This window comes from Planomicrobium sp. CPCC 101079 (assembly GCF_007859275.1).
Classification (GTDB): Bacteria; Bacillota; Bacilli; order Bacillales_A; family Planococcaceae; genus Planococcus.
In genome coordinates this window covers 63,416-75,397 of the sequence record NZ_VOHC01000001.1, presented here as the reverse complement: position 1 = coordinate 75,397, position 11,982 = coordinate 63,416, and the positions used below count along the sequence as shown (strand labels likewise).

Sequence of the window (11,982 nt, the reverse complement as noted above, 5' to 3'; positions counted from 1 at the left end):
TTAATGACTTCTAATCATTTTATATCTTCAAAAGTATACCATTTATATCCGATCTGTTCAGTATGCCTTCTCTTGCCCGATTACCACCAGCAGAAGCCATCTTCTTCCAATAAGCGATCAGCGGCTTCCGGACCTTTAGAACCTGCAGAATATGGATGCAATGGCAAAGCATTGTCCTCGAAAGCCTCCAAGACCGGCTGAATCCAGGCCCAAGAAAGTTCGACTTCTTTCCAGTGTGCAAAAAATGTTTTGTCGCCTTCTAAAGCATCCGATAACAGAAGTTCATAAGATTCGGGCTGAATGTTCGAATTAACCGAAAAGGTAATGTTTGTCGGTTCGTAGCGTTCGGTGGAAGGATTTTTTAAATTTACCAATAACGATACACTTTCATTCGGGTTGATTTCAAAAATGAGCAAATTCGGATTGATGCCTTCATCTTTGAAAGCCGGATTGTCTTTCCACTTGTTCTTGAATTCAATGACAATACGAGTGGATTTCTGTTCCAGTCGTTTCCCGGTACGAATATAAAACGGGATGTCTTTCCATGACGGGGTTTCAATGTACAAACGAGCGGCAAAATACGTATCGTTTTTTGATTCCGCGACGACACCCGGTTCTTCTTGATAACCGATTACTGGTTCATCCAATACTTCACCTGCCGTATATTGGCCACGGATGATGTGTTTTGATGCTTCTTCTTTAGGGATGGGGCGAAGTGATTCAACCACTTCTCTTTTCTCCTGCTCCACTTCTTTCGCTGTCATGTTCACCGGGATATCAAGAGCGGTCATCATAACTAATTGGAGAAGATGATTTTGGGCCATGTCCCGGATTGCACCTGCCTGGTCGTAATATCCGGCTCTCTTTTCAATGCCCACTGTTTCACTCGCAGTAATTTGCACATTTGCAATTTGGTCATGGTTCCATAGCAACTCTAAAATTGGGTTGGCAAACTTCAAAGTCTCGAGGTTTTGGACCATCGGTTTTCCTAAGTAATGGTCAATGCGGTAAATTTCATCTTCACTAAATGCTTTGCTAAGTTTGTCGTTCAACTCACGCGCAGTTTTCAAATCGGTTCCGAAGGGCTTTTCGACAATCAGGCGCTTCCAGCCTTTTGTTTCGCTGACTTTGCTTGCCTGTAGATTCGCTGTGATGATTTCAACCAAATTAGGGGCAACAGACAAGTAGAACATGCGGTTTTCCGCAATTCCCAATTCCTGTTCCCGCGATTGAATAAGCTCCAGTAAAGATCTATAGGAAACTTCATTGAAAACATCCAACACACAATACCGAAACTTGCTTTTGAACTCTTCCAAGTTTTCGGCTTGCACAGGTCTTCTTGAAAATTCCCGCAGGGAGGCCTCGACGTTCATCTGGAAAACACGGTCTGAGTAATTGGTTCTGCCCAGCCCTATAATTGAAATAGCATTCGGCAATTTCCCGTCCAAATATAAATTATACAAAGCTGGAAATAACTTTCGCTGTGCCAAATCACCAGTGGCACCGAATAACACCAAGGTCATTCCTTCTAAACTATTGTTCTGTTGCGATGCACTTATGTAGTTTTTACTATCGATTGCAGCCAGATCTTTCATAGTTAAACATCTCCATTTTCGACGTGCACAGAAACACGTTTTTTACAATCACACTGTTTTTAAGTATACGTTGTATCAAGAAGAATGGAAGGGTAGATTTTTACATTTTCCGTCCGCTATAGCCTTTAAACGGCATATTCGAAAACCCATACCCTTAATTAATACCCGAAAAACGGTAATCACATAATAAAAATACAAAAAGGAGCCTCGATAAAATAGGCCCTTTTTCTTTATTAGCGGCATTTCAGCCTATTTTATAACCGAACTTTGATAGAAAAAATTCGGTTTCACTATATCGTTTTTATACGGTTTGTGAAAAATATGCGTGGTCGCCGGAGACATCGGCGGAATAAGCCAAGCCCAATTGCCGGTCAAATCTCTTCCGGCTGTTTCTTCTTTTCTTTCGAAGCTTTTAAATTGCTTTGCTGCTGTGTGGTGATCAACAATTGTTACACCGGCCCGGTGGAATGAATCAAGTACAGCAATATTCAATTCGACTAACGCTTTGTCTTTCCATAAAGACCGGCTGGAATCCGTATTCAGCCCCATAACCGCTGCCACTGCCGGCAGCAAATTATAGCGGTCTTCATCCGCCAAGTTCCTGGCACCGATTTCAGTTCCCATATACCAGCCGTTGAAAGGCGCCATGGTATAGGAAATGCCGCCGATCTCCAATTTCATCTCTGAAATAATTGGAACGGCATACCATTTTGCTTTCAAGTCAGCGAAGCGAGGAATTTCCGGATGTTCAATTTCAACTTCAATAACCGCTTCCTTTGGCAATTCGAAGAACTTCGGCGCTTCTCCTGCCACTTCGATCACAATCGGCAAAATGTCGTAATGTGTGCCTGCTCCTTGCCATCCAAGCTTTTCGCAAGCTTTGGTAAGTTCAATTGAAGTAGAATCTCCGATCACTTCTCCATCTTTTTCATATCCGGCATAGCGGATCAATTGGTGGTTCCAGATCCGCATGGCGTCCTGGCTGTTTTGATTTGGCGGAAAGACCGTAATTGCCGGACGAATTTTTCCTCCATTCGTTGCAAAATCGATATGGCGGAGTAAGGCTTCAAAAGCACCTTCCGCTGTCCGCTGCTGGCGCGCGTCGAAGACCGTCAACGTATTCCAAAATAGGCGGCCGATGCAGCGATTGTTATTGCGCCACGCCATCCGTGCGCCATGCTCCAATTCTTCAAACGTTTGCGTGTACGTCCCTGTTTCTAAAATTTCAGCTTGTATACGCAAAATCCGCTGCGCTGCTTCCTCTTCCGTCTTCCCCAATTCACTGTAACATGTATATATAAATTCCATTGCTTCTTCGAGGGATGCAGCATTAGTTTTTATGATGTTCATTAACGTCACTCCTTGTGAACATCTTAGCACCTATCCTCACGATTATTAACTTAGAAACTCCGAAACCACCGCAATATCTTCCTTTGTTTTTCCCAAATGTTACAGTAAACTGAACAAAAGAATAAAAAGGGGTCTGCTGTATGTTGAAAGCGATATTTTTTGATTTGGACGATACGTTATTATGGGATAAAAAAAGCATCAAAACAGCGTTCGAGAAAACGTGCCGATATGCCGAACAAGTAAGTGGAGTTGATTGCGGGGGATTAGAAGAAGCGGTGCGGTCAGAAGCGAGCGCTCTTTACAGCAATTACGATACATATCTGTTTACTCAAATGATCGGCATCAATCCGTTTGAAGGCTTATGGGGAACGTTTGATGATGAAGGCGAAGATTTCCAGAAGATGAAAGCTTTCGCTCCCGAGTATCAGCGGAAAGCTTGGACTAACGGATTGCAGCAAATTGGCATAAACGATCCGGCACTTGGCGACCAACTGGCAGCTTATTTTACAGAAGCCCGAAAAAGCAGCCCTTTTGTTTACGAAGAAACGTATCGTGTGCTTGATCGTTTGAAACCCGATTACCAACTATTGCTGTTGACGAACGGCTCACCGCAATTGCAAAAAACAAAACTTGAAATTACGCCCGAAATTGCTCCTTATTTTGACCATATTGTCATTTCAGGAGCATTTGGAAAAGGCAAGCCTTCCCCGGAAATCTTCCATTACGCCTTGTCTAAATTTGATTTAGCGGCTGAAGAAGTTCTGATGGTCGGTGATAATCTATTGACCGATATCACAGGAGCCGAACAAGCGGGCATCCGTTCCGTTTGGATTAACCGCGAACAAAAAGCGCCGCACAAAACCATCATTCCAACCTACGAAATCCGGCACTTGGAAGAACTGTTCCCGATTCTTGAAAAGCTATAAAGTTCTTTTGATAGATTTCCGGCTTAACAGAAACATAATAAAAAGAAGGAAGCTCCTGGTGAGCTCCCTTCTTTTTCCTTCTATATTATAAATCGATCGTCCGCACGTATTGGATTTCCGCCAGTTCTTTTAATTGCTCCAAACTTTTCGGGTCAGCGTATTTGTCGATCGACAGCATCATGATAGCGTCTCCACCAGCATTCGAACGCCCCACCTGCATTGTCGCGATATTGACATCTTCCTGCCCCAGCAATGTGCCGACGCGACCGATCACACCAGGACGATCGGTATGGCGGATGAATAGCAAATGGCCTTTCGGCACAACATCCACTAAATACTCATCCACTTTGACGATGCGTGCGCCTTGGCCATTTAATAAGGTACCTGCCGCTTTTCTTGTATCCGTTGTAGTTTTGATTTCAACCGATATTAAGTTTGTGAACCCCCTCGTAACCGAGGACTTATGTTCATTGACCACGACGCCTTTTTGATTGGCCCAGTACCAGGCATTGACCACATTGACCCGTTCACCAAGGTGTCTCTTCAGCAAGCCTTTGAGCATATTGCGTGTCAGCGGTCCGACTTCCATTCCAGCCAGTTCACCGGAATAATAGACATTCACTTCTTCCACAGCACTTTCCGCCAGATCAGCCAGGAAAGCGCCAAGACGTTCTGCCAGATCGAAATACGGCTCAATTTTCACCATCAGATCTTTCGGTACAGAAGGCAGATTCACGGAATTGCGGACAGTGCCGGTGGTAAAATAGCTGACAACATCCATGCTGACATCCACCGCAACACTTTCCTGCGCTTCTATCGTGCTCGCCCCCAAATGCGGAGTGGCTACGACTTCCGGCAAGCCGATAAGTCGGTAGTCGACAATCGGCTCCTGTTCAAACACATCAAGCGCTGCACCCGCCACTTTTTTTGATTGGATGGCGTCGTATAGAGCATTTTCGTCAATGATGCCTCCGCGTGCACAGTTGACGATTTGGACGCCGTCTTTCATGATGGCAAATGCGTCGGCATTGATAAGGTGGCGTGTTTCTTTCAATAGTGGTGTATGGACGGTTACAAAATCCGCGACTTTCAGCACTTCTTCAACGGTGCCAAAACCGATTCCAAGCTTCTCCGCTTTTTCCGCCGTCAAAAACGGATCGTATGCCATGACATTCATACGCTGCCCTTTTGCCCGGGCTGCCACTTCAGCCCCAATACGCCCTAGGCCGATTACTCCTAATGTTTTGTTTTTCAATTCCACCCCGACAAACGACTTGCGGTCCCAGTTTTTATTGCGCAAAGCGTGAAAAGCTTGGGGGATTTTCCGGGCCATCGACATCAGCATCGCCATTGTGTGTTCCGCCGCCGAATTGGTGTTGCCATCCGGTGCATTGACTACGATGATGCCATGTTCGGTTGCCGCTTCGAGATCAATATTATCAACGCCTACTCCTGCACGCCCGATGATTTTCAAATTATGGCCTTTTTCAATAATGGCACGGGTCACTTGTGTCTGGCTCCGAACAAGCAGCGCATCAAAATCACCGATGCGTTCGGCCAATTGGTCCGGCGATAAATCGGTCTCCATAACAATGTTCATCCCCTCTGCCTGCCGCAGCGGGTAAATGCCCTCTTCGCTTAGCGGATCGCTGATTAAAATATGAAAAGTCATTGCTGCTCCACCCCTTCGTTCAAGTATATTCGCTGTGCGGCCCCGGTTCCTTTGCCAAGTTCTATTTTTTTACCGATTTTCATCAAGCCGATTTCAATCGCTGAAATGATTTGCAGCACATCTGCCGCCGAGCAATATCCCATATGCCCGATGCGGAAAATTTCACCCGCCAGCTGCTGCTGGCCGCCTGCCATGGAAATGCCGAATTCCGCTTTCATCACTTTCCGGAACGCTTCAGCGTCGAAATCAGTCGGCCTTACAGCGGTAACAGTCGGCGAAGCATCTGTTTCTGTCGTCAATAACGGAATATCGAGCGCTTCAAACGCCGCTCTTGTCATTTTCATCATTAAAGTGTGGCGTGCATATACTTCTTCCAAACCTTCCTCTTCTATCAGGTCAAGGGCCTGTTCCAAGCCAAATAAAATCGATAGGGCAGGAGTAAAAGGTGTGGCATTTTTCTCCAAATTCTTCCTATGGCTTTTTAGGTCCAAGTAAAAACGCGGCTGAGGATTGGCTTCGATTTTTCTCCACGCCCGTTCGCTTGCTGCGGCGAAAGCAAGCCCAGCAGGAAGCATGAATGCTTTTTGTGAACCGGTCACGAGAATATCAATTCCCCATTCATCCATTTTTGTCTCTACTCCGCCAACACAAGAAACGCCGTCCACAATAACCAGTGCTTCTGATACTTCCCTGATAGCCGCTGCCAATTCTTTCACTGGATTCAAGACGCCTGTCGACGTTTCACAATAGGTTGATAATACAGCTTTTATGCCAGGATGTTCTTGCAGAAATTCTCTTACAAGATCCGGGTCAACCGCTTTTCCCCATTCCACTTGAAGAACGTGGGTTGGAATATGATAAGCTTTGCATATTTTCACAAAGCGTTCGCCAAAAGCGCCTGTAACAATCACTAATACTTCCTCACCCGGAGCGATTGCATTGACCACGGCTGTTTCCAATCCTGCCGTACCGCTGCCAGTCAAGATCACCACTTCTTGCCCGGTTCCAAAAACGCGCTTCAATTTTGGACGGATGCGGGAAATCAAATCAGAAGTGCTTTGGCCGCGGTGCCCGATCATCGGCTGCGCCATAGCCCGCTGTACGCTTGGCGGTATGGGCGTCGGCCCAGGAATTCGTAAAATTTGTTGGTCTGCTAACATCATCAATCTTCCCCTTTCAAGTGAAACGGCAAAAAGACCCTCCGCCCCCTACATAAAATGCAAGGGGCGAAGAGTCTTTTTCGCGGTACCACCCTAGTTCACTGCTGGAAAACACGCAGCCTCATTGGTTCTTATGCGTAACGGGCACGAAGCGGATGGGCTTACTTGATTTCAGTCCACCTATTCCGGAGTGCTGCCTTCTGCCGAAACCACTGATTCCCACCAACCATCAGCTCTCTTAAGATTTCTCTGCATAAGCCTGTCTCCATCAAAATAGTTGTTAATATATTGGATTGAACTTATCATATCAGACCAAAGCTAGTTGTCAATCTATAAAAAATATTCAGTTTAATTGAAACCGATTACAATCTAGCAGGAATGCGGCTAAAATTTTTTCATATTTTTTTCTATGCTTTAGCCATTATCCATTACTCCATAATCATTTTCTCCGCCTGCATATAAATAAAAACCGTCCACTAAATCATGGACGGTTTTCCTGTTAAGAGCTATTGAGCTTTTCGTTGCGTTTCTTCATAACGTTTTTGCAGTTCTTCGATACGGATACGCCCTTCTTCGCGCATTCTGCGGTTTTCCTGCTCAATTTCGCGCGTGTCGTTCATGCCCTGCATGATGGTTTCCCAGGTTTGTTCAATCGTTTCGATTTTTATGCTCGGCTGGCCAGACATTCGCGCAATGTCCACACTTTGGCGAGAAATATCATTGGCATTTTTAATCAGCATTTCGTTCGTGCGGCGGTCCAATTCGTTCATGGATTGGGCAACCAAATTCTGGCGTTTCGCTGCAATAGCGTTGATCAGCCCCGTTTTAAAAATTGGAATCGTCGTCACGAAAGCGGAATTGATTTTCCCGATCAGTTTTGTATTGCCGCGCTGCAGCATCCGGATTTGTGGCGCTGCTTGGTATGACACTTGTTTTGCCATTTCCAAGTCATAAACACGTTGTTCCAGAAGTTCAATCGCATTTTGCAGCGATGTCAATTGCATCATTGCCATCTGGTCGCCGGTTTCCGCTTTCAAACGCATTACTGGCTCTTCCGCTTTCAATTCCTGGATTCTCACATCACCAGCTGCGATATATTTTTCCAGTTCCATGAAATAGCGGAAGTTTTGGTCATACAATTCTTCCAGTGTAGTCGTCGATTTTTTCATTTCAGACTCGTATTTTGTAATCTCGACATAAACTTTATCGATTTCCGAACCCATGGTCTGGTATTTGTTGAATAGCTTCTCAATGATTTTATTGCCTCTATTAAAGACTTTATTGATCAAGCCTTTCTTTTCAACAAAGTCTTTGCTGTCAAACTTGTCCATGATTTTCCCGAGCTGGTTCAACAGTTGGCTGGACTCTTCCATGCTGTTCGCTTGAACCGAATTTAATACTTTACCTGTAAATGCCGAAATTTCATTTGCCGGTTCACGGCCGAATTCCAGCAACTCCACTTGATTTTTGATGTCAATGCTGGCGGCAAGTTTAAGCACTTCCGGATCTTGCTTGAGTTTTGTTAACAGTTCATTATCTTCTTTCATAACCAGTTCCTGCTGTTCCATCCCTTTTGGCAAAGTATTCATCGTTACGCCCCCTTAGTATGTTCTTTCCTTAGTGAAATTTCTTTTTGCAAGTTTGTCAAACCGCTTCGCTTGCCCTAGGAAGCCCTACTGCTTCGCTTTTTATATTATTCAAGGATAATTTTCAAAGCCATTTTCTGAACAGCTTTTTGACTACTGAAGGTTCACGGAAGGGTTCGTTGAAGCTTCTTTCATCCAGCCAGTGGGTATCAATAGCTTCCGGGTCAATCCAACGTTCAATATCTTGATGTCCTTGCGGATTGATGACAATGACATCCAAGCCGAACGTATGGATCAAAGCAATCGCGTTAGCATCTGCCCGGCTTAATTCTCCGTCTTTTTCTTCGTTATAGAAAAGCACGGTCGGCACAAATTGAGGATAATCAAACAGCTGAATAAGTTGCACGACGGAATCCGGAAGCGACATCGATTGCGAAAAAGCGTAAAGCTGCAATTCTTCGAATGATTCGCCTTGTTGCGTAAGCAGCAGCGGTTTTTCCACATGCCGGGCAATGGCTTCGCCAATAGCGGTCTGCAGACCATTCGGCAATTTGCTGTACTTCCACCAATGGGCTGTTTTCATCTTTTCCGGATCAAGCCTTCCGTCTTTCCCAAGCGCCGCCCGGTAATGAAATTGCTGGTTCCCTTTCCGTTCCTCAATAAAAGGGAAACTGCGGACCAGTTTGGTATCTTCACGTTCTGTCAGGTTATGAATATTATCCCAGAAGCGCTTCCGGTCTTTTTCAATGCCCATGACTTTGGCAAAGACCACAGGAATCACTACACTGCCGTTCTCCACCGCAAAAGAAGGGCGAACCATTGCCCTTTCTTTTGCCAGCATAAAAGCTTCATCAAGCGTTGTCTTTAGCCGAATTGAGCGGGTTAAATAAGATTTGAATTGAAAAGGTTTATAGAGCCCTGAATCATCATGATGCAAAAGCCGGTCCACTTCTTGAGTGGCCCGGTAAGCGACTGTTCCAACACGCTGCGGCTTTTCTTCCGGAAAAGGCAAAACGGACTCGGCATTCACCTGGAAACTATAGGTTAAAGGTTCAGGAAGATCCATCGTCTTGTCGAACCATCGTTCACCTGTCGGGTCGAAAATAATAATATGAAAGCCGAACATGCTTGAAAACTTCAAAAACCATTTTTGGCTTTCGGTCACACTGCCATACCATAAAAAGCCAGGCAGCCCTTTTTCCAGCGTCAGTTTTTCAAGTTCGGGTTCGATATGATTAAATGTCCATTTCACAAGATCGGTGACAATACGACGGAAAGAAGAATGCGTGGTGCTGCCGGCAGATTGTTCTTTAAACGCTTTCAATATATCGATCAGCGTTAATCGAAGCCTCCGGTTCACCCCCGTATCTTGCAGTCGCGGCAGCAAACCCTTGCCATCTAGAAAGGCAACAATCCGGTTCGGCGACAAGCCGCGTTCCTTATTGTTCATCTCAAACAGATCCTGCAAAGCCCTTAGCCGCTCAGCTGTAATTTGCTTGTTTAGCTTGTCGGAAAGCCGGATCAACCGGCCTTCCGATTCTTCAAGCAATTCATGGATCGATGCGAAATAGTCATCTGCATCAAGCGGCATACCGACAAATTGGCCAAGCAATTGCGGATAAGTGATTGTTTCTTCTTCTATTTTCGTCTCGGGATGATTTATAATCGGCTGATTGAGCCATTTCCCAATATTTTCCGGATCCCACGTTCTGACGCGAACCGGATGCAATTGAACCATGGGAATTCCTCCTTGCTTACCCTTGCTGCTGCGCTATGTTTGCTACATGCGCCAAAATTTCTTCCCCTGCTTTTATGCCGCTCTGTTCTGTAATTTGGATATGCGAAGAAATCGCCGCATTGTTCCGGAAAGCTTCACCGTGTACAGCCAGAAAACCTTTATCCGCGCTTTCCAGCAGATTCAAATCCAGCAGCGAATCTCCTGCCGCAACCACATACTCGGCGGATAAACGCGCTTTGACCCACTCCATTGCTCCTGCTTTGGTGATGCTTTCTGGCATGAAATACAGTTTTCTTCCCTGAAGCGACATAGACCAGCCAATTTTGCGGAATACCTGAACATACGATGCTAGCTTATCATCCGGGAAACCTGCCCGGTCTATGATCAAATAGACAAACCAGTCGTCTGCCTGCTTAATATTCAATACCCATTCTTCGGAAAAATAACGTTTTATCAATGGAAGCAGCGTTTCCACCACTGTTTTTTTGCTGATGCATTGCTGCCGGATTTCCTCTGACCATTCTTTTACCGGTTTTCCATTCTCCAAAATGACCGCTCCATTTGAAATGACCGCATATTGTGGAGATGCAGCACCATCAAAAATGCCCGTAACCCGCTCATATTGAGCTTGAGTCCGGGTAGTAACCGGCAGAAAGAAGGCTGAAGAACCAATATTCAACAAAGCCTGATGGCTCGTTTGGGTCATGAAGGAGTAAGGCTTGCCATTTATCTTCTCGACTTCAACCAATTCTTCTTCTGCCACATTGACGCCCATTGAATTTCTTGAATAAATTAACGTCCCATCCAAATCGCTTGCAAATAATATCTTCATATTTCAGGACCCGACCTTATCAGGCCGATAGCCCGATAAAACAAATCCGGTACTACTTCAACGGGTGTTTGTTTTTCTTGGGCCAATACCAAAAGATGCTGGACGCTTGGATGCTCCAAACTTCTTACAAAAATCTTCCATGGATCTCGCCGAAGCAAAACGCGCGTGGTCTCGCCGACCCCAGGTTTGATTAGCTGGTAATTAGTCCCATTATACATCTTTTCTCCTATTTCTTCTACTTCCATTTTGCCTTGCCACGTGCGCTCAGCGGTAACAGGCGTACTATAAGCCTCTTTTTCTGCCGCTTCTGCCGTTTTGCTAAAACAAGCCGAAATTTGATCTATGAAATCATTTGATACATCTTCTTCTTTCAGCTCTCCATAAAACTTGGCGCCATGAAAATCACCTTTTCCGATAAACTGTTCGTTTAAAATGGTCCGGCTGACCAAACCCGATACCGTAGCATTCAAACAAGCGCTCGGAATCAACAAATCCTCTCTTGTCCCAAACAGCGTTGAACAGGCGCCAGGATCGGCTAAAACTGCCATATCGTCGTGCAGCTCCAATCCCTCTTTTTCATTCAGAGAATAAACCGACTTTGTCAATTCAGTTTGGATAGCACCTTTGCCGGTCCAGCCATCTACAAACTGAATCCGGCTATTCGGATGCCATTTGCGGATTGCCCGCAGCGCATTTTCATCTATGCCTTTTCCACGCAGAATCGATACGCTGTAATGCGGCCATTCCAGCCCCATTTTTTGCTTCGCAAAACGACGGATTAAAATGCCGACCGGGCTTCCGGCACGTGCAAGAGAAACCAGTACAACATCGTCACTTTTCGCATTCAAGCGGATGCGTGTTGCTAAAAGACCGATAAAATAACTCCATTGTTCTTTTGTTTTTTCCACTGATTCTTTGTACAGTCTTGTGTATTCTTCGGAAGGACGATATTCCACCGGAAGCCTCTCTGCATAATGTGCTCCGGTTTGCACCGCTTTTTCCCGTTCTTCAAGTGTACTTTCGGTAAAAGATTCCGTTAGATCTTTCAATAGAAAAGTAATATCCTCTTCTGAGTAGCTCGATTTCACTAATCCCGTTGCAATCATTAGCTCTCTCCTTCTGC

General features: G+C 45.2%; 9 protein-coding genes and 1 other annotated feature. Of the genes, 1 reads left to right on the top strand and 8 read right to left on the bottom strand.

What is annotated here, in order from left to right:
* Positions 1-80: 80 nt before the first annotated feature.
* Together zwf and FQV28_RS00395 are read right to left on the bottom strand one after the other, a co-directional pair.
* Positions 81-1,523: a glucose-6-phosphate dehydrogenase gene (gene zwf / locus FQV28_RS00400; protein ID WP_255472748.1), complete on the bottom strand. Its 1,443-nt coding sequence runs from the start codon at positions 1,521-1,523 to the stop codon at positions 81-83.
* A 321-nt stretch (positions 1,524-1,844) separates the two neighbouring features.
* A complete protein-coding gene (locus FQV28_RS00395) occupies positions 1,845-2,945 on the bottom strand; it encodes a nitric oxide synthase oxygenase (RefSeq protein WP_146493618.1) in 1,101 nt (366 codons plus the stop codon).
* 140 nt (positions 2,946-3,085) lie between these two features.
* Between FQV28_RS00395 and FQV28_RS00390 the strand changes: the two genes are divergently transcribed.
* Complete coding sequence (locus FQV28_RS00390; protein WP_146493617.1) at positions 3,086-3,871, top strand: HAD family hydrolase; 786 nt, start codon at positions 3,086-3,088, stop codon at positions 3,869-3,871.
* Positions 3,872-3,956: 85 nt separating this feature from the next.
* Here FQV28_RS00390 and serA read toward each other — a convergent pair whose 3' ends face one another.
* The 6 genes from serA to FQV28_RS00360 all read right to left on the bottom strand — a co-directional run bounded on the left by serA (position 3,957) and on the right by FQV28_RS00360 (position 11,965).
* Positions 3,957-5,543, bottom strand: coding sequence for a phosphoglycerate dehydrogenase (serA, locus tag FQV28_RS00385; protein WP_146493616.1), 1,587 nt, complete (start codon positions 5,541-5,543; stop codon positions 3,957-3,959).
* Entirely contained in the window at positions 5,540-6,703 is a 1,164-nt protein-coding gene (locus tag FQV28_RS00380; protein WP_146493615.1) for a pyridoxal-phosphate-dependent aminotransferase family protein, read from the bottom strand. The genes serA and FQV28_RS00380 overlap by 4 nt, the downstream gene beginning before the upstream one ends.
* Before the next feature lie 59 nt (positions 6,704-6,762).
* Positions 6,763-6,984 (bottom strand) — a binding site (T-box leader).
* Positions 6,985-7,209: 225 nt separating this feature from the next.
* A complete protein-coding gene (locus tag FQV28_RS00375; RefSeq protein ID WP_146493614.1) occupies positions 7,210-8,292 on the bottom strand; it encodes a toxic anion resistance protein in 1,083 nt (360 codons plus the stop codon).
* 121 nt (positions 8,293-8,413) lie between these two features.
* A complete protein-coding gene (locus tag FQV28_RS00370; RefSeq protein ID WP_146493613.1) occupies positions 8,414-10,027 on the bottom strand; it encodes a YceG family protein in 1,614 nt (537 codons plus the stop codon).
* Positions 10,028-10,043: 16 nt separating this feature from the next.
* On the bottom strand, positions 10,044-10,859 hold the full coding sequence (locus FQV28_RS00365) for an HAD family hydrolase (RefSeq protein WP_146493612.1): 816 nt from the start codon (positions 10,857-10,859) through the stop codon (positions 10,044-10,046).
* A complete protein-coding gene (locus FQV28_RS00360; RefSeq protein ID WP_146493611.1) occupies positions 10,856-11,965 on the bottom strand; it encodes a cysteine protease StiP family protein in 1,110 nt (369 codons plus the stop codon). The genes FQV28_RS00365 and FQV28_RS00360 overlap by 4 nt, the downstream gene beginning before the upstream one ends.
* Between the last annotated feature and the right edge of the window lie 17 nt (positions 11,966-11,982).